Source organism: Pseudomonas sp. D5(2026), from assembly GCF_057766845.1.
In genome coordinates this window covers 2,712,306-2,734,477 of sequence record NZ_CM173421.1, presented here as the reverse complement: position 1 = coordinate 2,734,477, position 22,172 = coordinate 2,712,306, and the positions used below count along the sequence as shown (strand labels likewise).

The window sequence follows — 22,172 nt, the reverse complement described above, 5'->3', positions numbered from 1 at the left end:
TGATGCAAGCAATTCTGTTCAACGGCCTGAACCAGCCCTTGCAATTGGGCACGGTTGCGATGCCTGTGCCCGCTGCCGACGAAGTTCTGATAGAGGTGTGTCGCTGCGGCATCTGCGGCAGTGACCTGCACATGACCCAGGACCCGGCTTTCAATATTGCCCCAGGCAGCGTGCTGGGCCATGAGTACAGCGGCCGTGTGGTTGAGTGTGGCAAGCAGGTAAACAACCTGAAAGTCGGCGATGCCGTGGCCGTGGCACCTTTGCGCGGTTGTGGGCAGTGCGCCAGTTGCCTGCGCGGTGAGCCTGCCTGGTGCCCCGCGTTCAGCTTGCAGGGGGGTGGTTTTGCGCAGTGGGCGACTGCCAAGGGCCACCAGTGCCGGGTTATTCCGAGCAGTGTCGGGCTCAAGGACAGCGCCCTCGCCGAGCCCCTTGCCGTGGCTTTGCACGGTGTGATGCGGGCAGGGCTCAAGCCTGGCGCGAAGGTACTGATTCTGGGCGCAGGGGCTATCGGCCTGGCAGTGGCCTACTGGGCCAGGCGCCTGGGTGCAGCCACCGTCGCCATCACCGACTTGGGCGATTGGCAGCGCGAGCGCGCGTTGCATCTTGGGGCGACGCAATTTCTGGTAGGCGACGGCGCACTGCCAGCGTGTATTGCGCAAAACCTGGGCAGCGCGGCCGACATCGTTTTCGAGTGTGTCGGCCGCCCAGGCCTGATTGCACAGGCTATCGACCATGTGCGCCCACGGGGCACGGTTGTGGTGCTTGGGCTGTGCACGGTCGCGGACAGGTTCATGCCGTTCCAGGCAGTGTCCAAGGAGGTGAACCTGATCATGTCGGCGTTTTTCAACATGGACGAGTTCTGCGCCGCTGTAGATGTGCTGGACGGCCCGGATGCCACCCCACTGACGATGGTCAGCGAAACGGTGTCGCTGGCCGAAATGCCCCTGGCATTCGAAGCCCTGCGCCAACGCCAGCATCAATGCAAGGTCATGGTTGCCCCCCAGCAGGCCTGATCCCTTCAGCCATCACCGGTAAAAACCTCCCGCTTCGGCGGGAGGTTTGCGTTCAGGGCCTACAAACCGAGCGCGGAACCGAGGTTGTACATGACCTCCAGGGCTATTACCGCACCATCGCCACTCACTGGCGCGCTGGGGTTGTAGAAGTTGTCCGGGTTGAAGATGTACTGCACGCTGGGCTCCAGTGCGAGGTTGCGGGTGACTTGCCAGTGCGTGTTCAGCTCGATGCGTGATACACCTCGACGCGTACGCTCATCGCGGCCGGTGGCAAGCAGCCGCGCGTGCTCTTGCCAGGCTGCCTGGCGCGCACCCAGGCGCAGGTAGCTGGCCTTGAGGTTGAGCGTATCCTGCGGCCGACCGAACGGGCCAAGGCGGGTCACACCAACTTCGGCGAAATGGGAAAAAGGCTGCATGTCATCGGCGCTCCAGGACCAGGCGCCAAACACCTGCCAACCCCGCTCGGGCACGGCGGCCTCGCCTTCTCTGGCCAATGTCTGGCGGAACTTGAACAGCAGCCCATCGCTCCCCCTGCGCAAGCGGCCGTCCATGGGGTCGATCTGTTCGCCGGTGTTATGAAAACCGTTCAGTTCGTAATGGTACGCATAAGGGTCCTGGGTAAAATCCGCTTTCGCCCCTACCCCGGCCAGCCAGGTGATACCGCTGGCGTCACCCGGGTCCCAGTCAAACCCCTTGGTACGTTTGAAGTAGTGCTGGGGGTTGGATTCGAACACCCCGCTGTGCAGGTAGTAACCTGAATCAAAACGGTATCGGGTGTAGCCACCCCAACTGCCGTAGGGGTACGGCAGGATACCGGTTGAGTTATCGATGACCGGGTCGTTGCAGGTGATCACGTTTTCACAGTTGGCCATGTAGAAGTGCTGACGGGCATTGCTGCGGCCCACTGCCAGTTCCAGGCGGTCCTGCAACAGGCGCTGGTTCCAGGTAAAGCGAGCCAGGTAGCCGGTATCGATGTCATTGTGCATCGGTGCCCCGGCAAAGAAACTCCCGGCCTTGCCCTGCCAACTGTCCTGGGCGGGCTGCCCCTCGCCACGCATGAACGGGAAGAACACGTACTGCAGGCTGAACGATGCCCCGGCGATGTTGGCCAATGCATCAAGGTCGCCCTCGACTCCGGCAAACACGTTGCCGCTGTTGGCATAGTGGTAAGGGTCAGGGCCGGTATCCAGGTTTTTCACCGACAGGTTCCACACTTGCAGGTCCAGCTTGATCGCCTCCTGTGCGTGGGCAGCACACGCAAAGGCGGTCAATGCAATGGACAAGGCGGTAACGCGAACGCCAGGCACCCAGGTGCCGCTCGGTTGAGCATTCATGATGCACTCTCTGTTTTTGTTGTTATGAAGTGCGACCTGAAACTACCGCTTCAGGAAGTCGCGCCTGGTGCATCGCAAGGGCTGTGCCAGCCCCCGGGACGCGGCGAAACGCCCTGTATCATGGGGTTGTGCCAACAGTATTCGTTGCCTGGCTTGATCAAATTGATCCGCTTTGATCAAGCTCGATCATCAATTCACCCCTGCCCATGGGCCTTCAGTCGGTAGGCCAGCTGCGGACGGCTGATACCCAGTTGCCGAGCTGCGGCAGACAGATTGCCATTACAGGCCTGCAACACCAGCCGATATTGCTCCAGTTGCTGGTTGTGAATGGCGTGCTTGAGTTCGGCCATGGGCCTGCCCTGCGGGTCCGACTCGCTGGCCGCTTTGCACAGGCTGCCGTCACCGCCCACGCCCAACCCGGCGCGGGGCGCCTGCTCACCGCAGGGGAACAGGTGCTGGGTACGAATCGATGCTTGCCCGGGTGCCGCAATCACACCTCTCTCCACCAGATTTTGCAGCTCTCGCACGTTGCCGGGGTAGCTGTAGTTGAGCAGCGCTTCCACGGCCCGGGCACTGAACCCGGTGACCTGCTTGCCGTGCAGTTGGGTGAAGTGTTTGAAAAAGTGCTCCATCAGCAGCGGGATATCATCCCGGCGCTCACGCAGCGGAGGCAGGTGAATGGGGAACACGTTCAGCCTGAAGAACAGGTCTTCCCTGAAGGTGCCGCGAGCAATCGCTTCGCGCAAGTTGGCGTTGGTCGCAGCAATAACCCGCAAGTCGACCTTGATCGGCCTGTTGCCGCCCACCCGCTCGATTTCTCCCTCTTGCAAGGCGCGCAGCAGCTTGGTTTGGGCGCTCATGCTCAACGCCTGGACCTCATCCAGGAACAGCGTGCCGCCAGAGGCCCGTTCGAAACGACCTGTACGCGCCTGCGTTGCACCGGTGTAGGCGCCTTTTTCGGCACCGAACAGTTCAGCTTCCAGCAGGCTTTCTGGTAAAGCCGCACAGTTGACCGCCACCAACGGTTGTTGGGCGCGCGGGCTGAGCCGATGCAGCGCCTTGGCGAACACCTCTTTGCCAACGCCCGACTCACCGCTGAACAGTACCGTGGCTCGGGTGGGTGCCACTTGCGCAATTTGATGACGGGCAACGCTGAAAGCAGCAGAAATACCGACCATGTCGTCCTGCAGCGGCAAGCTGCTGGCCGTGCAGGCAGGTTGTACCGCCTCGCCCTCGGAGGGCGACCAGATCGAGTTCATCTGAATGAAGTGCGCAGGGTCCCAGTAGCGCTGCTCGGCGCCGTGCTCATGATCTGGCAAGCGATCTGCCGTATCGCCGACAATCCGGCAGCAGCGGCCGCCTGCGGCCACGCACTCGACCTCACGGTACACCACCAGCTTGCCGATAAAGGCGCTGGCATAACCGGCGGCGTAGCCGAGGGTCATCCAGCACGCAGCCTCGTCGCCAACCCCGTAGTGGGCTATGTGCTCATGGGCTTCACGCGAGTCGTGCCACAGGTATTCCCCGTGGAAGTGGCCGCGTTCGATGTCCAGGTCAAGGTCGACCGTTTCCACCCGCACCACACCCTGCAACGCATGCAGCCGGCCGCCGGCAATGAACGAGCTGCGCTCGTCCGATGCCGGCCAGCGCTTGCGTACCAGCGCGGCATCCTGGCTACCCGCCGAATAACCGATGCGCATCAGGATGCGCCGCGCGCCTTCGCGCCCGACGCTTTCGATCAACTCGCGGCGCAATGCACCCAGCGCGCTGGAATGCAGCATGACCATGCTCTGGTCGTCCAGCCAGATACGCGCATCCTCATCTGAAAACCGCAGGTAGCGACGCAGGTCGGCCGGGGTCGGGCTGCTGGTTTCATAGGCCTGAGGGGAACGCGACACAGCTTCGCGGGGTGCCGCGATGGATGAACGACTCATACCTTCTCCTATTGTTCTTGTTCTGCGCACGGGCGGTGTCACGCGATGGCCAGGCCGATATTTGATCATCAACTTTTGCCAGCTTGATCAACAAAGATCAAGGCTTGCGCCGCTCCAGCCCCGGCTCAAGGCCTTGTATGCAAGGGCCTGGGGCTGGCCTGCGCAATTGGCCTAGCGTTTGCTATCACCTGCTGGCGGACGCCTTTGAACGTCGCGTATTCCAATAACAATAATCATGCAGGAGATACACCATGCGCCGCTGGTTCTCTTCCTACGAAAACCGCTTGCTGTTCGTGCTCAGCCTCAGTTTCGGTTTTGTTTTCTTCGACCGTAATGCAATGAGTTTCCTGGCGCCCTTCGTGGCCGCCGACCTGTCCTTGAGCAACACCCAGATCGGCTTGCTGGTATCGGCCTTGTCATTGACCTGGGCACTGTCCGGGTACCTGCTTGGCGCCCGTTCCGACCGCAGCGGGCGCCGCAAGCCTTACCTGTTGGTGGCCGTGATCGTGTTTTCGGTGTGCTCGTTCTTCTCCGGGCTGGCCAGCACCTTCTTCATGCTGCTGGCTGCCCGCCTGCTGATGGGGGTGGCCGAAGGCCCGATACTGCCTATCTCGCAAACCCTGATGGCGATGAACTCCACGGCAAGCCGCCGCGGCCACAACATGGGCATCATGCAGAACTTTGGCAGCAACCTGCTGGGCTCATGCATCGCGCCCCTGCTCCTGGTGGCCCTGGCCAGCCACTACCACTGGCGCCTTGCATTCATCGTCGCGGGCATCCCCGGGTTGATTGCCGCGTGCATGATCTGGAAGTACGTACGCGAGCCCAAGGAGGTAGTCATTGCCCAGCCGACGACACCGTCCGCCTCGCAGCCCGTCGCAGCAGGTTCGCTGTTAGAACTGCTGCGTTATCGCAACGTCTGGTTGAGCATGCTCATCGCGTGTTTCTATGTGGCGTGGATGGTGCTGGGGTGGGCGTTCATGCCGGTGTACTACATGAACGAGCGGCAGTTCGGCTCTACCGAAATGGGTATCTTGATGAGCGTGCTGGGTGCCAGTGCCACGCTCTGCAGTTTCATCGTGCCTGCGCTTTCCGACCGCCTGGGCCGGCGCCTGGTAGTGGTGGTGTTCTCCCTGATCGGGGCGCTCACGCCGCTGGCAGCGCTGTATTTTCAAGGGCCGTTCTGGATGCTTTGCACGGTGTTGTTCATCACCTGGTCGGCCAGCGGAGTGGCGCCGATCTTCATGGCCACCATTCCATCAGAAACCGTACCGGTTCATCGCATTGCCGCCTGCGTCGGGCTGGTGATGGGCATGGGTGAAGTGGTCGGCGGCGTGCTCAGTCCGGTGCTGGGCGGCTGGCTGGCGGACATTCATGGTCTTGGCGCCCCGTTGCTGCTACAAGCAGGGTGCGCAATCGTTGTTGGAGTGCTGGGGTTGGGGCTGATTGAAACTGCCCCCCTGCGCGCAGTCGGGCGCAGCAACCTGACGGCGGTAAGCGAGTAGCGGTCCAGAGGCTCCGAGCCTGGATCCTGGGGACGCCATGCAGCCCCGGGGTTCAGGTATAGCCCTGTTCTGTGAGCCAACGTCGCACCATTTTCTGATGCTCAACCTGCTGTCCCTCAAGCACAGCACTGAGCGCCAGGCCAGCATGAAGCCCGCGAACTATCGGTGCCAGTTCTACACCTTGCAAATGCCAAACCCCCAGCGGCTGGTCCGCCGTCACCACGACCTCGGCTTCATCCACCAGCCCGTCACGCAACACTGGCTGGCGTGCCACTCGCACCGCTCGCCAGTCCGTGCTCAGGTGCAGGGGTTGCGCATCCGGCCAACCCTGGCGCCGGGCCCAGAACGGTTGCCCCACCCGGCTTTGTTCCTGGGCATAGAAATCCCGGCCAATGCGGGCAAAACGCAGGAACAGCTGCTCGACCCGCTGCTGGTGAAACTGCCGCGCCAATTCGGCCCGCTCAGGCCTGCGCAGCAACGTATTGATCACCACCGGCGCCTGCAATGCCGAAGAGAGCGACTGAAAAATCCCGTTGCCCGACAGCGGGTCAACGGCCATCGCGGCATCCCCCACCCGGATCCAGTCCTGCCCGACACATTCACCCGCCAGAATGGCGGTACTGCTACGTGCATGCACCTGTGCCGGTATCAATGCCTGACCGTCGAACAGCTCGGCTACCAACGCGCTGCGGCCCCGCAACGCCACGCAGTAAGCTGCCAAACCAGCTTTCCCCGGCAGCCCGGCAGCCTCCTGGGTGACTTGCCAGTAACAGCGGCCGTCTTCCAGCCGTGCCATCCACGCCCAACCATCCTCCAGGCTCTCCACCGCCGACGCAGGCGCACCGGGGCTACCCTGCCAGACATTGAGCAAGCTGACCGTTTCCGGCCCACGCAGGCGGTCTGCGGCCAGGGGAGCCTGTCGGCCTCGGGCCTCAACCAGGAAATCAGCGGTCAGCACCTGCCCATCGTCCAGGCGCACATGATGACCGCCCCCCTGCACGACCTCACGCACCCGCCCCTCGACCACACGCACACCTGCGCGCTGAAGGTCTTCGCGCAACGCCTGGTCAAAGCGTTGCCGGTCGAGCAAAAACTCCTGGTTCATGTGCAGGTGCTGGCCGTTCCAGTGCACCTGGCGGGTGGCCGGCATGGCCGCCTGGCTCAAGGCCCCGCCAAGCCCTGCGTGCCGCAAGCCCTCCAGCACCCGCAGCGAAACGCCTTCAACTGCCGCGAAACGGCGCCACTCCGACACCACTGTCACGGTGTGACCCAGCCGCCGCAAGCCAATGGCCGTGGCTGCACCCGCAGGGCCGGCCCCCAGCACCACAATGCGCGGCTCAACCATGGCTGGGCCCTCGACGCTCTGGGCCGATGAAAGCCGCGTGATCGCGCAACCAGTCATGGACCTGCTGGCGATCCCTGCCCGGCTCGTCACGCAGCAAAGCCGCAATCCTTCCGCTCAAAGCCGCACAGCCCAAGCTCGCACCCGCTCGGCCGCCCGCTCCCACATAACCGCCAAAGTCCGCCTGCCGGGTGCCAAGCCAGGACCACTGGCCGGGCGCACAACGCGCATCACCGGTCAGTCGAATCACCCCCGGGTAGCTGGCCGGGTATACCGGCCCACCCTGTGCCGGGCTGGATGCACACAACAGCACGCCAGCCGCCAGCGCCTCGGCACAAGCCTGATGCAGCACGGGCCGGTCCTGCTGCAAGCCCAGGCTGAGATTGACCAGCGTGGCCCCCGATTCCACCAGCCACAGCAATGCGGCAGCCACCTGCAACGCACTGGTGCTGGCCTGGGCGCTGAACACCTGGGCCACCAGCACCGACACCGGACCGGCCTCGTGTTGCAAGCTGGCGAGCACCGCACTGCCGTGCCCAAGTTGGTCGGGGAGCATTTCACCTTCGCGCAACTGGCCGTCCTCCAGCCAGAAACGGCGGGCGCCCAGCAAACCGTTGGCCTGCGCCGGCGAGCAGCCGCTGTCGATGATGCCAACACGTACGTCAGTGCCCATGTTTGATCACCTCCTGCGCCAGATTCTGCAACTGGCCGTCATGCAGTTGCAGGTGCAGGTCGGCATCGGCCAGGGTCGAAGCCCGGTGGCTGATCAGAATACGCGTGCGGCCAGCGAACAACTGGTCGATGGCCGCGATCACTTCACGCTCGGTGGCTTCGTCCACCGCCGAAGTGGCCTCGTCCAGCACCAGGATCGCCGGGGCCTGCAATACCGCGCGGGCGATGGCAATACGTTGCTTCTGCCCGCCAGACAACTGCTGGCCACGCTCGCCCAGCAGGCCGTCCAGGCCCAATGGCAGGCTGTCGACCAGGCTGTCCAGCCGCGCCAGACGCACCACCCGCTCCAGTTCGTCACGGCTGGCCTCGGGCACGCCATAAGCCAGGTTCTGCGCCAGGGTGCCACGGAACAACACGATGTCCTGGCTGACCACAGCGATTTGCCTGCGCAATGCAACAAGGTCGAGGTCGCGCAGGTCGACGCCGTCCAGCAGGATGCGCCCCGCGTCCGGGTCGTAGAACCGCTGCAGCAGGTCGATCAGGGTTGACTTGCCCACCCCGGAGGCACCGCTGATGGCGACTTTCAGGCCACCCGGGATGCTCACCTGCACGTTTTTCAGTACCGCACCCTGGCGCCCCTCATGGGCAAAGCTCAGCGCCTCGAGGCGTAACTCGCCGGGGCCAACGGGGATGGGCTGCGGGTTGGCGGTCTGATGTACCGCTACCGCTTCCTGCTTCAATTCCATCACCCTTCCCAGGCTGACAGCCATGCGCTGCACCGCCACGTACAAGCCCAACAGGCTCTGCACCGGCCCAACCGCCATACCCATGTAAGTAGAAAAAGCGATCAGCGCGCCCAACTGCCAGGTGCCTTGGATAACCCACCAACCACCCACCAGGAACGCGCAGGCGCGGCACCACGAGGTCAATGTGCCGGGGATGGCCTGGGTGAAGAATTCGGTCACCTGCACCTTCAGCAACTGGCGCATGTAACCTTGCCCAAGCTGGTCCAGGCGCCCTGCTTCCCGGCCTTGCTGGCCGGCCGCCTGGATGAACTTCATCGCCGGCAGGGTCTCGACCAGAAAAGACGACACATCCGCCGAGCGCTCACGCAAGTTGCGCACTTCGCGCTCCACCTTGCGCCGCATCCAGCGCAGCCACAGCACCTCGATCGGCACCAGCAGCGCCAGCAACAGCGACAACTGCCACGACAGCATCAGCATCAACGCCACCGCACCCACCAGGCCGATCACCGCCGACACCGCCGAGAACAGCGAGTCCACGGCAAAGCGCTGGATCTCTGCCACATCGCCATCCAGCCGCGAAAGAATGTCGCCGATACGCCGCCGCCCGTAGAAGGTTGGCGACAACTGCTGCAGATGGCGGTAAAGATCGTCGCGCAAGGCGAACAGGATGCGCCCCGACAGGCGCGTATGCAGGTAGCGGTTGACGCCGGCCAGCACCGTGCCCAGCAGGCCCGCGCCGATCATGATTGCCGCCATGTGCCAAAGCGTTTGGTAATCCTTGGCCAGCAGCCCTTCGTCGATCAGAGTCTTGACCAGCCAGGGTTGCGCCAGCGCCAGCAGTGATGCACCCAGCGACAAACCGAGCAACAGGCCGATGGCACGCCGGTGTGGGCGCACGAAACCATACAGCCAGGCCAACGCCTGGCGCATGAGTACAGGGTCGCTGGAGTCCACCAGCCTTGCGAACAGGCTGCCCACGTCAGCCGCGCAACTGCTTGAGCTTGCGGTACAGCGTCGCCCGGCTGATACCCAGCGTCTCGGCGGCGGCCGAGACGTTGCCCTGGTGGCGTGCCAGAGCACCGCGGATCTGCTCCAGTTCATTGTCCTTGAGGCTGCCGGAGGGCGCTGTGCTGCTCGCCAGCTCGTCCAACAGGCAGTCGGTAAGGTGATCGAGGGTCAGCACCTGCTCGCCATCCTCGCGCATGGCCAGGGCGGTGCGCACCACCATTTCCAGCTGGCGGATGTTGCCTGGCCAGTCGAAGCCTTCGAGCAACGCGGTCAACGCCGGGTCGAGGGTTACGCCACGCGCATCGGCCTTGTCCAGCAGGCCCTGGATGATCGCCGCCAGGTCGTCGCGTTCGCGCAGGGCCGGCAGGCGCAGCGACACACCGTTTACCCGATAGTACAGGTCTTCACGGAAGTGTTGTTCCTGGACCAGGCGCTTGAGGTCGCGGTGGGTGGCGCAGATCAGCGCCACGTCGATGTCCTGCTCGTCACCCGCCCCCAATGGTGCTACGCGGCGCTCCTGCAGCACCCGCAGCAGGCGTGCCTGCAGGGCCAGCGGCATGTCGCCGATTTCGTCGAGGAACAGCGTGCCACCATGGGCCTGCATCAGCCGCCCGACCATGCCACCACGACGCGAACCGGTGAAGGCGCCCTCACGGTAGCCGAACAGCTCGGACTCGATCAGCCCTTCAGGAATGGCCGCGCAGTTGACCGCCACGAACGGTTTGTCGGCACGCGGGCTGGCCTGGTGCAAGGCCCGAGCGACCACTTCCTTGCCGGTACCGGTTTCGCCCAGCAGCAGCACTGGCAAACCATTGCCCAGCCCCTGGCGAGCCATGCGCAGGTTGCGCGCCAGCCGTGAATCACCACCGGCCAGGGCCTCGAGTGCTGGCGACTGCTTGCCCAGCGCTGGCTTGCTTGCCGGTGTGCTGCCATTGACCCGGCCATGGCGTGGCAGCTGCAAGGCACGGAAGTGGAACTCGCCCTTGGCCGTCTGCACACTGCTCACACCGCCCTGCCACAGACGCGCGATAAACGCAGGTGACCGTTCGCCGAGCAGGTCAGTGCTGCGCCGGCCAATCAGCTCATGGCGCGGCACCTGCAACAACTGGCAGGCACTGTCGTTGGCGGCCAGCACTTCACCGTCCAGGCTCAGGGCCAACAGGCCGTGCCAGGCACTGTTGAGGTACTGCGGGCGGCTGTGGAAGGCCAGCACCAGCTGCTCTGGGTGGCACAGGCCAAACAGGCGGCTTTCAATGTTGCCGGCCGCCAGCATCAGGGTCGACAGGCTGTCCTGCGGTTGCGCCATCACCCCTTCGCGGGTGATGTCGAGCACGCCGATCACCTCGCCGCGCGGGTCGCGCAATGGCACGGAAGTACAGGAGAACGGGCTCAGACGGTCAAGGTAATGTTCGCCGCAGTTGATCAGCGTCGGCCGGCCTTCGACCACGGCCGTGCCGATGGCGTTGGTGCCACGCAGCGATTCGCTCCAGCAACTGCCCGGGTGCAGATCGCGCAGGCCCTCGCGCTGCAGCACGTGCTTCTGGCCTTCGATGGCCAGCACGTTGGCCTGGGCGTCGCCGAGGATGACGATGCCAGCCTTGCCCTGGCGCGCGACCAGGTAGTCAAGTTCTGGGGTGACGGCATCGATCAGCAGGCGGTTGCGCTCCAGCAGCAGGCGCAGGTCATGGCCCTGTTCCAAACCCAGGCCGACCTGTTCGCCCTGCAGGCAGTCCAGGCCGTGGCCCAGGCTTCGGCGCCAGGAGGCGTCGATCTCATCACGCAGCATGCCCAGCGGTAGTTCGCCTTCGCTGGCCAGCTTCAACCGGGCCTCGCGGGATTCGTGCAACGGGTCGTGGGCGTTTGTTATTAGTTGTCGCGCCATTTTCTACTCCGGCTGTGCCCCGCAATGTGACGGGGTACGGGCTTGGGAATTTTCCGCAGTGTGCGGGAGAAATGGCTGGCCGTCATCTGGTTGATGGTTCGGGGGGTGGGACCAAAATCTTGGGTAGGAGCAACTGTCTTGCTCAATTTCTAAAAGCTGGCGCCATCCCTGTGGGAGCGGGCTTGCCCGCGAACAAGGGCGAAGCCCGTGCCATCCACGACGGCGACGGCAGGAATACTGCGACGATGAAGGTGCTCCTCGCCAAGACCCCGCCTTTCCTGATTTCGGACACGGATCTGAAAGACGTGGTAATCCAGCGTGTTTCCACCGGCCTGGAGCATCTGCGTGTGAAACGCCAATTTTACCCTTGGGCAGATTCGTGAAAGCCAGCCAGGGCCAGAAGCGGGCGCTACTGGCCGGTAACTGCTGATTAATGAAGCTCTGGAGGCTAATCGCTTACCAACTGGATAACCGTCTTGCCCCTGCCACGACCTTCCGCGACCTGTCGGAATGCGTCGTTGACCTCGTCCAGTGCAAACTGGTGCGGGTCCACCCGGATCGTCAGTTGCCCGGCATCGGCCAGAACAGCTGCTTCGCGCAGGATACTTCCGTGGTGTTCGCGCCCCTTCCCGGTCAGTAGCGGTGCCAGGGTGAATACACCCGAGTAGGTGGCACTTTTGAAGGATAAAGGCGCGAGACTGTGCTGGCCCCAACCGAGGCAGCTGAGTACGTGCCCGGTATACGGTTTTACTGCCTTGAATGACGCATCCAACGTGCTGCCGCCGACGGTGTCATAAACGATGTCGAAACCTTCTCCAGCCGTATATTGTTCGACATAGGCCTCTACACCCTGCGCCTGATAGTCAATCGCCGTGGCCCCCAGCGAGCGGATGAAGTCTAGACTGCTCGCGGAGCCGGTGGCGTAGACTTCGGCACCGCGAGCCTTGGCCAATTGCACCGCAACTTGGCCGACGCCACCTGCGCCGCCATGAATCAGCACCCGCTGACCACTATGAACATTGGCCCGATCAACCAGACCTTCCCAGGCGGTGATGAAAACCAACGGCAACGCGGCAGCCTCACGCATGCCGAGCGCATGCGGCTTTGATGCAATCAGCCTGGCATCCACGGCGATGTATTCGGCCAGGGTGCCTTGGGCGCCCCCGATGCCGCCGGCCATGCCGAAGACCTCTTGGCCAGGCGTGAAACCATCAACCGCCTCGCCCAGTTCAACGACCGTACCAGCGAGATCCAGGCCGAGCACGGCCGGCAGCGCCTGGCGGGCATGAGCGCCTGCACCGACAGCGATCTTGGTGTCGAGCGGGTTGACCCCTGCGGCGTGAATCCGCACCAGGACCTGCCCCTTGCCGGGCACAGGACGGGCGATGTGGCGCACGGCCAGCGGGGTCTGGGCGGATTCGGCAATAGCGGCAAGCATGGTCTGATTCATGACGGGAACCTCTGAATGAGTGGACGCTTACAGGTTGCACCGTCTTCCTCATTCCGATAAGAAACTAAATTTGCATATTACTTATTCCCCCAAGAGGCCCAATAGCGATGGATCTGTTCGACAGCATGCGCATCTTCGTGCGCGTCGTGGAGCGTGGCTCGTTTTCGGCAGTGGCTCGGGAGCTGAACATGGGGCAGCCGGCAGTCAGCAAGCAGGTCCGTGCGTTGGAGCAGTACCTGGGCGGAGCCGTGTTTGCCCGCAGCACCCGGCACCTCGCCCTCACCGATCAAGGGCAACGTTTCTACAGCCACTGCCAGGAAATTCTCAGCCAGCTAGAGCATGCCACGCGCAGCTTCGCCAGCGGCCAGGAGCAGATCGCCGGCCCCCTGCGAATTGCCGCACCGGTCAGCTATGGGAGGCTGTGCATAGCGCCCCTGATCGGGACTTTTCTACAGCGACATCCCGATGTGCAGATCGACCTGCGCCTGAACGATTACAACGAAGACCTGCTCATGGAAAACATCGACCTGGCCATCCGCATTGGCGTGGTGAAGAGCGAGGGACTGGTGGCCGTGCCCCTGGGCACCAGCACACGGCGAGTCTACGCTGCACCGGCCTATCTCGATCGCCATGGCCGGCCACGCGAGCCCGCCGAACTGGCAGGCCACAACTGCATCGCCTTCACCTTGCTTGAGCATTACGACCGCTGGCACTTCACCCGTCGTGGCGAAGCACTTGAGGTTGCAATCAAAGGCAACGTCACCAGCAACAACAGCGAGGCCATTCGTGAAATGGTCCTCGCCGGCCTGGGCATCTCCCTGTCTCCGCAATGGCTGTTTGCTGCGGACTTCGAGCAGGGTGGCGTGTGTAGCCTGCTCGACGAATACCAGACGACCGCGCTGCCGGTCAGCGCCGTGTTCAGCTGTGAGCGGCGACGCTCGGCAAGGACGATGGCGTTCATCGAATTTCTTCGGGAGAACGTATAAGCCACCTCGTTGGGGCACGGGACCTCGCTCATTGCCTCGCGCGCAAATCTGTCGAGCAGGCGTTATACCGCATCCTGCTGCAGCCATTGCGTCGGGCTTGCGCCCACCTTGCGGCGAAAGGTTCTGGCCAGCGCAGAAGGGCTTTCGTAGCCGACCTCATCGGCGATCAGGGCAATGGGGCGCCCTTCGCGAAGGCGTTTCTGCGTCAGGCTGATGCGCCAGTTCGCCAGGTAGTCCGCGGGGGTGATACCCACGATCTCGCGAAAGTGCGCGGCAAAGCTTGCCCGCGACATGCCCGAAAGATTCGCCAGTTCCGCCACGGACCAATTGCGCTGCGGCTCATCGTGGATCCCCACAAGCGCGCGGGACAGCTGAGTGTTGGCCAACCCGGCCATCATTCCCGAGGCGATGCTGCGGTTGGCGATGAGGTGGCGAAGCAGTTGAATGATCATCAGCTCGAACAAGCGATTGAGAATGACATCACGACCACACTCATCTCCAAAGGCTTCTTCGAACAGCCAGTGAAGGGTGCCATCAAGGCCTTGCAATTCGCCGAGGGGCTTGATGATGAAGTCCGGCAAAGCCAGGGTCAGCGGGTTGTTGGCGCCGCCATCGAAATGCAGGGTGGCGCAAACCAATTCCGCCTCATCGGCTTCGGTGGCCAGCAAGTGGTGCTCCTGCGGGCGCACCGCCAGAATCAGGCTGGGTTCGGTCAACTCGATCAGCTGGCCACGCTTGCCCCTGAAGGCCAGACGCCCCGAGCGCAGCAGGTGGGCGTGGCCGACACTGTGTTGTCCATAAAGGTGGGTTGTTCCGCAGAACCCACCCTGGTGAAACGTGGATGCGTGCAGGTTGAAGTGCTTGAGCAGTGTCGATAGTCGGTCCATAGCGCGCTCAGATTTAGACGATCTGTTGCATACCTTCGACGATCTGAAGCCGAAAGAAAAGTCTGCCTCCCTAGTATGGACTCCAGGCTTGATAGACAAGCCGTTTTGATCAACCTAGTGGAGAACTACCATGACTCGCATCGCTACTCTCTCGCTGGACCAGGCCCCTACTGGCTCGCGCGCAGCCCTCGAAGGCATTCAGAAAGGTCTCGGCTTCATCCCCAATGCATTCAAGACCCTGGCTCACTCTCCGGTCGCACTCAACGGTTACCTGGCCCTCGCCCAAGCCTTGGGTAAAGGCTCACTGAGCGCCGTCGAGCGTGAAGTCGTTGCCCTCGCCACCTCGCAAATCAACGGTTGCGACTACTGCCTGGCGGCACACACCTTCTTTGGCGGCAAGGCTGGGTTGAGCGATGAGGCCGTCAGGCAAGCCCGAGCCGGCACACTCAGCGCGGTTGCCGCGCTGGCCCAGCAGATCACCGCAAGTCGCGGCCAGTTGAGTGACGAGCAGATCGCTGCAGCGCGTGAGGCGGGCCTTACGGATAGCAAGATCGTGGAGGTAGTGGCGCAGGTCACGCTGTTAACCCTGACCAACTACCTGAACAACATCGCCGCTACCGATATCGACTTTCCGCCATCGGCAAGCTAGGAGGGTAACCACCATGAGCCACGTGACGATCTACACCACCCAGCACTGCCCTTACTGCGTGAGCGCCAAGCGACTGCTGTCGAGCAAGGGCATTACCCCCGACGAAATCGACGTTGAACAGTCACCCCGGCACTTGGCGGAAATGATGCAGCGATCCCAACGCCGAACCGTCCCACAGATATTTGTTGGCAAGGTGCATGTCGGCGGCTTCGATGACTTGGCGAGTCTGGATCGCAAGGGCCAGCTCGAAGCATTGCTTAGCGCTTGAAGTGTAAAGACAAGTCGTGGACGCCAAGCCTGACCCTGTTTGCCCTCCGCTCTTGCGTGTGCCTACGTGCCGATGCTGCTGGCAGTAACGCCACAGTGGCCAAGGCCTGGCCTGCCTCAGGGACAGGGCGCAACGGCAGATGACACCGGGTCAAGGAAGATCAGTTGCAAGGGCTCCGCCAACAACTGTTCGGCCTGCTCGGCAAACCGCTGGAAGTGAGCGGTGGTCAGGTGCGCGTCCAGGGCCTGCTGGTGGTCGAACGCCTCGCGCATGTAGAACGTCCCGGGCTCGTCGCTGCGTTCGAACAGCATGTAGTCGCGGTTGCCGGGCTCCGCCCGAGTCGGTTCGATCAAGGCCAGCAAGGCCGCTTTCAGCTTTGCTCTCTGGTCTGGCTTGGCCTTGAGGATGGCGAGGGAAACGAGGGGGTAATCTTGTTGGTTCATATCAAGCTCCTGGTCAGTTGCAAGGCGCAGGCGCGGTACTGCCTGCTTCAAGGTGTGCATGCGTTTCGCCGGGCGTGGCGCCGTGAGTAAGCGCGGCGCAGAAAAACACGGTTCGTTTAACCCTGCTTGTTCCTGGCGGGCCGGATCGGCCGGTCCGCCGTGGTCTGTCATACGGGTTTCAGAAGCCCTCCAGGACGATCTTGCCACGCGCCTTGCCACTCTCGACCAGCGCATGGGCACGGCGCATGTTGGCGGCATTGATGAGGCTGGCGACTCTGATCTCCGGGCTTGAACAGGGTCACCTGGGCCCCGACTTCGCGGACGATTCCGGCCGCGTCCCAGCCGAGGATTTTCGGCTCTCCCGTGAAAGTTCCGGCGCGTACCTTAGTGTCGACAGGGTTGACCGACACGGCTTTGACCTCGACCAGAAGGTCCCGGGTCCCAGGGCTGGGTTTGGGCATAAAGATGTCTTGAAGAGACGCAGGGTCTTCTATAGGCAAGCCTTTGTGGATGTAACTGATCGCTCTCATAGGCACTCACTGCTGAATGTGGTTTGATCTGGCATTGAGTCTGGCGTGCCAGGCGGCCGGAAAAAACGGGCCCTGCCCGTCAACACTTTCATTGCAGGAGTGATAATGATCCGTCTCGACGACCTGGGCATCTTCGTTCGCAGTGCCGCGCTGGGCAGCTTTACCGCGGCGGCCCATGAGGCCGACCTGCTGCCCAGCCAGGCAGCCGAGGCAGTCAAGCGCCTGGAGCGTGAACTGGATGTGCGATTATTTGCCCGCACCACACGCAGCTTGCGCCTGACTGCCGAGGGCGAGCAGTACCTTCCCTCGGCCCTTGTCGCCCTGGAAGCCCTCAGGCACGGGCGCGACAACCTGCGTCAGGAAAGCGCCCAGCTCAGCGGAACCTTGCAGGTGGCCGCGCCCTCCGATCTGGGACGCAACGTGTTGTTGCCCTGGCTCACGGCGTTTCGCCGAGAGCATCCACAGTTGAACCTGCGCTTGTTTCTCTCCGACCAGATCGCCGATCTTTTTCGCGATCCGGTAGATATCGCCATCCGCTATGGCCTGAACGCCGACGCCAACTATATAGCCCTGCCACTGGCGCCCTGGAACCGCAAGGTACTGGTGGCCTCGCCCGAGTACCTGGCGCAGCAAGGCAACCTGCAAGCCCCTGAAGACCTGCTCGAACACCAGTGCTTGCTGTACATGCAGCAGGGCCGGGTCTACGACAAATGGCAACTGGGAACGCAGACCGTCCAGGTGCGTGGCGCCCTGCTCTGCGATGACGCCGATATCGCCCGGCGCTGGGCCGTGGCCGGCGAAGGAATAACCTACAAGTCCTGGCTGGATGTGAGCGACGATGTACTGGCAGGAAGGCTTGTCGTGCTATTGCAGGATCACCCCGGGCCGGCCATGCCGCTGAGTCTGGTGTGCCCACACCGCAAGCAGTTGTCGCCTGCGGTAAGGCACCTTCACGCCTGGCTGTCCAGCCGCTTCGCCGAACTGGAGCGCGACTGATCAGCGGGAAGCCAACCCCCCCTGATCGAAAGCATTCCGGCGCCCCGCTTGCGCGCAATCGAATAATTTCAAGAGATGCTTGACCAGGGAGAACGATCGTTCTACTCTGACTACATGGATAAGCCAATGACCGACACACGCGAAAAAATCCTGGCGACTGCCGAGAAGCTTATTTACGAAAACGGGATTCATGCCACGGGCATGGACCTCTTGGTAAAGACCTCTGGCGTAGCACGTAAAAGTATTTATCGTTATTTTGCGAATAAAGACGACGTAGCCGCAGCGGCACTCAATGCACGCGATATACGCTGGATGAAGTGGTTTAGAAGTGAATGCGAAAAAGCGCAAACGCCAGAAGCGCGCATCCTTGGAATTTTTGATGTACTCAAAAGTTGGTTCGAGTCTGACGGTTTTCGCGGATGTGCGTTCATCAACACAGCCGGAGAGGTTGGTGACGCAGACGATCCTGTTCGGCAGATCGCAAAACTGCATAAACAAAAGCTGCTGGACTACACGCTAGAGCTGACCAGCGCATTACGGATTAACGATCCGGCTGGCTTGGCCAAGCAACTTTTTTTGATGATAGAGGGCACGATAACCGTGGCCCACGTCATGGGTGACTACACCGTTCTCGATAGTGCAAGAGAAATCGCAAAGATATTACTCAAGGACGTACAGCACGCAAGCGTTTGACGTTAAAGCAACACCCACTCAACTTAACCATCCAGAAGATTGGAGGCACCACCATGTCCAACGAACACACTCGTCCGCCACTTCCTCCTTTCACTCGCGAATCGGCGATTGAAAAAGTCCGACTCGCCGAGGATGGTTGGAATACTCGCGAACCCGAAAAGATTGCACTGGCCTATACGCCGAACACCCAATGGCGTAACCGTACCGAGTTTGCAAACAATCGTGAAGAAGCTCAGGAATTCCTCACTCGCAAGTGGAAGAAAGAGCTGGACTACCGCTTGATCAAAGAGCTCTGGGCCTTCACCGACAACCGCATCGCCGTCCGTTACGCCTACGAGTGGCACGACGATTCGGGCAACTGGTTCCGCTCCTACGGCAACGAAAACTGGGAGTTTGAAGCCGATGGCTTGATGCACCGCCGTTTCGCCTGCATCAACGACATGCCCATCAAGGAAAGCGAGCGCAAGTTCCATTGGCCCCTGGGTCGCCGGCCGGATGATCACCCAGGCCTGACTGAACTGGGCCTGTAGGTCCTGCTAAACCTGATTCTTTTACATAGAGGATCAGGTTTTTTTGTTTGCCAGAAGCCCATCTCGCTCAGGCCGTCCTCAACCGCGACCTCAGCCCTGACCGCGCCGAGCGACGGTATCAGTTCCAACACGAAGACCCATGGCCTCGACGATCACCGGGTTAATCGTAGTAGTGGAGATCGCGTTGTACCTACGCGGCCTCACGCCTAAAGATCGCTGGATACTTCTTTAACCAGTTCGATGAACACGCGCACGGCTGCGCTCAAAAAGGCCTCTTTTCGCCGCATGAGTACGGCCGTTCGCTGCAAGCGTTCTGGCTCCAGCGTGATGGCCACCAGATCGTCATGGGCCAAGGCAATTCTGGCAGGCAATAAAGTCGACAGCGTCGTCCGGCGAATGATTTCAATCACTGCGCCAAGGGCATTGACCTCCATCTGCACTTGCGGGCGAATTTCGTGTTTGCGGAAGTAGCGGTCAATTTGTTCGCGAGTGGCAAACTCTGGGCTGAGCAGAACCATAGACTCAGCACTCAGCGCCTGCGATGCAATGGACCGCTCCTCGGCCAGGCGGTGTCTGCGGCTCACCACTAAAGCGAGGGTTTCGCTCAGTAAGGAAACGGCCTCGATGTCCGGAGAATTTATTTCATCGAACGCAATACCTACGTCCAGTTCTCCCGCCAAAAGCAGCTCCTCGATGCGCTCCTGAGAGATCTCTTTCAGGTTGAGGGTGATGTTTGGATACCGGAAGTGAAACGCCTCGATCAGCGGCCCCACCAGATAGGTCGTGAATGTCGGCGTGACGGCTACGCGCAATGAGCCGCGGCTGAGGTTGCTCACGTCATGGATGGCACTTTTACCTTCCCGCAGTTCCTGCTGAGCACGGCGCGCATAGTGAAGATAGACGTCTCCGGCATCCGTCAAACGTGTTGCGCGGCCTGAGCGGTCGAACAACTGGGCGCCAAGACTTTCTTCCAACTGCCTTACCTGCTGGGAAAGGGCTGGCTGAGATACGTGCAGCGCCGCTGCAGCCTTGGTGAAACTGAGGTGCTCCGCCACCGCAAGAAAGTACTGGATATGTCGAGCGAGCATGGCCTTACCCATAAGATTATCTGATTGTATGCATAATAAATGAGACTTTTACCTTATGTCATGCGCTGCTTAATCTTTGTCTCACACCCAGCGACATCGAGACAGCCACCATGAAAGCGATCATCGACGGTTTTCTGAAATTTCAGCAAAACGCCTTCCCGGAGCGGGTCAAACTGTTCAAGGACCTGGCCACCCAACAAAGCCCAAAGGCACTGTTCATCTCTTGCTCGGACAGCCGGCTGGTGCCTGAACTGGTTACCCAGCGCGAACCAGGCGATCTGTTTGTAATCCGCAACGCCGGCAACATCGTGCCCTCCTATGGCCCGGAACCGGGCGGCGTTTCGGCCTCGGTCGAATACGCGGTGGCTGGCCTCAACGTCGCAGACATCGTGATCTGCGGCCACTCGGACTGCGGCGCGATGACCGCCATTGCCACCTGCAAGTGCCTGGACCACATGCCTGCCGTATCCGGCTGGTTGCGGTACGCAGACTCGGCCAAGGTGGTCAACGAAGCCCGTCAGCACGCGGACAAGCCGAGCAAAATCGCTGCCATGGTGCGCGAAAACGTCATCGCGCAGTTGGCCAACATCCAGACCCACCCATCCGTGCGTCTGGCGCTCGAAGAAGGCCGCGTGACCCTGCATGGCTGGATTTATGACATCGAGACCGGATGCATCGACGCCTTTGATGGCAGTACCGGGACCTTCGTGTCTCTCGCAGCAAACCCGGAAGTCCACGCCGTTTCCCAGCAAGCCAGGCACGTTGCCTGAAACCTTACCTGTACCTTTGCCTACCCAGGAGATTCACCATGATCCAGACTCAAGCTACCCGCACTGCTCGCCAGGAACTGACCGAGACCATCATTTTGGCCAAGGCCCGCAAAGACCTCTCCTTCGCCGAAATAGTTGACGGCACCGGCCTGTCCGAAGCTTTCGTTACAGCAGCACTGCTCGGCCAGCATCCGCTGCCTGAAAGCGCCGCGAAGGTCGTAGGCGAGAAACTCGGCCTCGATGCTGATCAAGTCGCGCTGCTGCAATCGATGCCTATCCGCGGCAGCTTCTTCGACGGCGTGCCGAGCGACCCGACCATCTACCGTTTCTACGAAATGATGTCGGTATACGGCACCACCCTCAAAGCACTGGTGCACGAGAAGTTCGGCGATGGCATCATCAGCGCCATCAACTTCAAGCTGGACATCAAGAAAGTCGAAGACCCGGACGGTGGCCACCGCGCTGTGATCACCCTGGACGGCAAGTACCTGCCTACCAAGCCTTTCTGATGCAATTCAGCCCGGCGTCAGACGGCGCCGGGCTACATCCAACCTTGTTTGACAGGGAATGACGCTGTACTTAGGCATATTTCTTAGCCCCGTAAACGCAGATGACAGCACCCAGCGTCACGAGCAGCATCGTCCAGCTGACATGCTCGTGCAGAAGCAACGCTGCCAGCCCAAGCCCCATGAAGGGCTGAAACAGTTGCAGTTGGCCCACAGCCGCAATCCCCCCCTGGACGAGCCCTCGGTACCAGAACACAAACCCGATCAGCATGCTGAACAGTGAAACGTAGCCAAAGCTGAGCCACGCAGGGGCACTTACCCTGGCAAAGTCATCAGGGGCTGGAAGATTGACCACCGTCAGCAGCAGCATGAACGGTAACGCTACCAGCAATGCCCAGCTGATCACCTGCCATCCCCCCAATGTCCGCGACAGGCGCGCGCCTTCGGCATAACCCAACCCACAGACCGCAACCGCAGCCAACATCAGCAGATCGCCCACCGCCGATGCCTCACCTCCGTTCATCAAGGCATAGCCAGCGACCAACCCGGCACCTGTCAACGAGAACAGCCAGAACAATGGCCGAGGTCGTTCACCGCCCCGCAGAACGGCAAAGCCTGCGGTACACAATGGCAGGAGCCCGACAAAGACAATGGAGTGAGCAGAACTGATGTGCTGAAGGGCAAATGCGGTCAGTAGCGGGAAACCGATAACAACGCCGAGCGCTGTTACGGCCAAGGGCGACAAGTCCTCCCGTTTGGGTCGAGGCTGGCGTAGCACGATCAGAAAAAGCGCGCCCAGCATGGCGGCAATGGTTGCCCGGGCACAGGTGAGGAACGTCGGTTCGAAGTCGGCCACTGCCACTCGGGTTGCCGGCAACGAACCCGCAAAGATGGCGACGCCTATGAAGCCGTTGATCCACCCGCTTGCTGATTTTTCCAT

At 61.6% G+C, this 22,172-nt stretch carries 22 protein-coding genes and 1 pseudogene; 11 read left to right on the top strand and 12 right to left on the bottom strand.

The window, feature by feature from the left end:
- The first annotated feature begins 2 nt into the window (after nt 1–2).
- A complete protein-coding gene (locus tag AC3B5Q_RS12625; RefSeq protein WP_021782942.1) occupies nt 3–1,013 on the top strand; it encodes a zinc-dependent alcohol dehydrogenase in 1,011 nt (336 codons plus the stop codon).
- 59 nt (nt 1,014–1,072) lie between these two features.
- Here the strand turns inward: AC3B5Q_RS12625 and AC3B5Q_RS12620 are convergent, their stop codons facing one another.
- Together AC3B5Q_RS12620 and AC3B5Q_RS12615 are read right to left on the bottom strand one after the other, a co-directional pair.
- Complete coding sequence (locus AC3B5Q_RS12620) at nt 1,073–2,347, bottom strand: carbohydrate porin (RefSeq protein WP_021782941.1); 1,275 nt, start codon at nt 2,345–2,347, stop codon at nt 1,073–1,075.
- Between the two features lie 194 nt (nt 2,348–2,541).
- Nucleotides 2,542–4,281, bottom strand: a complete 1,740-nt coding sequence (locus AC3B5Q_RS12615) for a sigma-54-dependent Fis family transcriptional regulator (protein WP_021782940.1) — start codon at nt 4,279–4,281, stop codon at nt 2,542–2,544.
- A 251-nt stretch (nt 4,282–4,532) separates the two neighbouring features.
- Between AC3B5Q_RS12615 and AC3B5Q_RS12610 the strand changes: the two genes are divergently transcribed.
- Complete coding sequence (locus AC3B5Q_RS12610; protein WP_021782939.1) at nt 4,533–5,786, top strand: MFS transporter; 1,254 nt, start codon at nt 4,533–4,535, stop codon at nt 5,784–5,786.
- 52 nt (nt 5,787–5,838) lie between these two features.
- Here AC3B5Q_RS12610 and qhpG read toward each other — a convergent pair whose 3' ends face one another.
- From qhpG to AC3B5Q_RS12590, 4 genes are read right to left on the bottom strand one after another with little or no spacing between them, the layout of a single operon-like run.
- Nucleotides 5,839–7,131, bottom strand: coding sequence for a flavin-dependent monooxygenase QhpG (gene qhpG, locus AC3B5Q_RS12605; protein ID WP_488393109.1), 1,293 nt, complete (start codon nt 7,129–7,131; stop codon nt 5,839–5,841).
- The gene (gene qhpE / locus AC3B5Q_RS12600; RefSeq protein WP_021782937.1) at nt 7,124–7,801 is read right to left on the bottom strand and encodes a subtilisin-like serine protease QhpE; all 678 of its coding nucleotides are present in this window, start codon (nt 7,799–7,801) and stop codon (nt 7,124–7,126) included. Before qhpE ends, qhpG begins: the two co-directional genes overlap by 8 nt.
- Nucleotides 7,791–9,524 (bottom strand): ABC transporter ATP-binding protein, encoded by a 1,734-nt coding sequence (locus AC3B5Q_RS12595; protein WP_488393108.1) that lies wholly within the window; start codon nt 9,522–9,524, stop codon nt 7,791–7,793. Before AC3B5Q_RS12595 ends, qhpE begins: the two co-directional genes overlap by 11 nt.
- 1 nt (nt 9,525) lies before the next feature.
- A complete protein-coding gene (locus AC3B5Q_RS12590) occupies nt 9,526–11,436 on the bottom strand; it encodes a sigma-54-dependent Fis family transcriptional regulator (protein WP_488393107.1) in 1,911 nt (636 codons plus the stop codon).
- 182 nt (nt 11,437–11,618) lie between these two features.
- Between AC3B5Q_RS12590 and AC3B5Q_RS12585 the strand changes: the two genes are divergently transcribed.
- Nucleotides 11,619–11,819, top strand: a complete 201-nt coding sequence (locus AC3B5Q_RS12585) for a hypothetical protein (protein ID WP_135192629.1) — start codon at nt 11,619–11,621, stop codon at nt 11,817–11,819.
- A 65-nt stretch (nt 11,820–11,884) separates the two neighbouring features.
- Here the strand turns inward: AC3B5Q_RS12585 and AC3B5Q_RS12580 are convergent, their stop codons facing one another.
- A complete protein-coding gene (locus AC3B5Q_RS12580) occupies nt 11,885–12,886 on the bottom strand; it encodes a zinc-dependent alcohol dehydrogenase family protein (RefSeq protein WP_103462433.1) in 1,002 nt (333 codons plus the stop codon).
- A 107-nt stretch (nt 12,887–12,993) separates the two neighbouring features.
- On the opposite strand from AC3B5Q_RS12580, the gene AC3B5Q_RS12575 reads away from it, so the two are divergent.
- Nucleotides 12,994–13,872: a LysR family transcriptional regulator gene (locus AC3B5Q_RS12575; protein WP_275966875.1), complete on the top strand. Its 879-nt coding sequence runs from the start codon at nt 12,994–12,996 to the stop codon at nt 13,870–13,872.
- A 62-nt stretch (nt 13,873–13,934) separates the two neighbouring features.
- Here the strand turns inward: AC3B5Q_RS12575 and AC3B5Q_RS12570 are convergent, their stop codons facing one another.
- Entirely contained in the window at nt 13,935–14,759 is an 825-nt protein-coding gene (locus AC3B5Q_RS12570) for an AraC family transcriptional regulator (protein WP_021782931.1), read from the bottom strand.
- Nucleotides 14,760–14,889: 130 nt separating this feature from the next.
- Here AC3B5Q_RS12570 and AC3B5Q_RS12565 point away from each other — a divergent pair, with 130 nt between their 5' ends.
- Together AC3B5Q_RS12565 and grxC are read left to right on the top strand one after the other, a co-directional pair.
- On the top strand, nt 14,890–15,408 hold the full coding sequence (locus AC3B5Q_RS12565; protein WP_021782930.1) for a carboxymuconolactone decarboxylase family protein: 519 nt from the start codon (nt 14,890–14,892) through the stop codon (nt 15,406–15,408).
- Nucleotides 15,409–15,421: 13 nt separating this feature from the next.
- The gene (gene grxC / locus AC3B5Q_RS12560) at nt 15,422–15,676 is read left to right on the top strand and encodes a glutaredoxin 3 (RefSeq protein WP_021782929.1); all 255 of its coding nucleotides are present in this window, start codon (nt 15,422–15,424) and stop codon (nt 15,674–15,676) included.
- A 116-nt stretch (nt 15,677–15,792) separates the two neighbouring features.
- Here grxC and AC3B5Q_RS12555 read toward each other — a convergent pair whose 3' ends face one another.
- Together AC3B5Q_RS12555 and AC3B5Q_RS12550 are read right to left on the bottom strand one after the other, a co-directional pair.
- Complete coding sequence (locus AC3B5Q_RS12555) at nt 15,793–16,119, bottom strand: putative quinol monooxygenase (RefSeq protein ID WP_028697196.1); 327 nt, start codon at nt 16,117–16,119, stop codon at nt 15,793–15,795.
- Nucleotides 16,120–16,394: 275 nt separating this feature from the next.
- Nucleotides 16,395–16,649: pseudogene (locus AC3B5Q_RS12550) on the bottom strand (alcohol dehydrogenase catalytic domain-containing protein); the annotation flags it as partial.
- A 105-nt stretch (nt 16,650–16,754) separates the two neighbouring features.
- Here AC3B5Q_RS12550 and AC3B5Q_RS12545 point away from each other — a divergent pair.
- The 3 genes from AC3B5Q_RS12545 (at nt 16,755) to AC3B5Q_RS12535 (ending at nt 18,868) form a co-directional block, all read left to right on the top strand.
- A complete protein-coding gene (locus AC3B5Q_RS12545; RefSeq protein ID WP_275966874.1) occupies nt 16,755–17,645 on the top strand; it encodes a LysR family transcriptional regulator in 891 nt (296 codons plus the stop codon).
- Nucleotides 17,646–17,759: 114 nt separating this feature from the next.
- Nucleotides 17,760–18,338: a TetR/AcrR family transcriptional regulator gene (locus tag AC3B5Q_RS12540; protein WP_031322204.1), complete on the top strand. Its 579-nt coding sequence runs from the start codon at nt 17,760–17,762 to the stop codon at nt 18,336–18,338.
- A gap of 53 nt (nt 18,339–18,391) precedes the next feature.
- On the top strand, nt 18,392–18,868 hold the full coding sequence (locus AC3B5Q_RS12535; RefSeq protein WP_021782924.1) for a nuclear transport factor 2 family protein: 477 nt from the start codon (nt 18,392–18,394) through the stop codon (nt 18,866–18,868).
- Nucleotides 18,869–19,074: 206 nt separating this feature from the next.
- Here the strand turns inward: AC3B5Q_RS12535 and cynR are convergent, their stop codons facing one another.
- A complete protein-coding gene (gene cynR / locus AC3B5Q_RS12530; RefSeq protein ID WP_275966886.1) occupies nt 19,075–19,956 on the bottom strand; it encodes a transcriptional regulator CynR in 882 nt (293 codons plus the stop codon).
- A gap of 110 nt (nt 19,957–20,066) precedes the next feature.
- Here cynR and AC3B5Q_RS12525 point away from each other — a divergent pair, with 110 nt between their 5' ends.
- Together AC3B5Q_RS12525 and cynS are read left to right on the top strand one after the other, a co-directional pair.
- Complete coding sequence (locus tag AC3B5Q_RS12525; RefSeq protein ID WP_101196011.1) at nt 20,067–20,726, top strand: carbonic anhydrase; 660 nt, start codon at nt 20,067–20,069, stop codon at nt 20,724–20,726.
- Nucleotides 20,727–20,764: 38 nt separating this feature from the next.
- Complete coding sequence (cynS, locus tag AC3B5Q_RS12520) at nt 20,765–21,235, top strand: cyanase (protein ID WP_021782921.1); 471 nt, start codon at nt 20,765–20,767, stop codon at nt 21,233–21,235.
- 70 nt (nt 21,236–21,305) lie between these two features.
- On the opposite strand, the gene AC3B5Q_RS12515 is transcribed toward cynS, so the two are convergent.
- Nucleotides 21,306–22,172, bottom strand: coding sequence for a DMT family transporter (locus AC3B5Q_RS12515; RefSeq protein ID WP_101196010.1), 867 nt, complete (start codon nt 22,170–22,172; stop codon nt 21,306–21,308).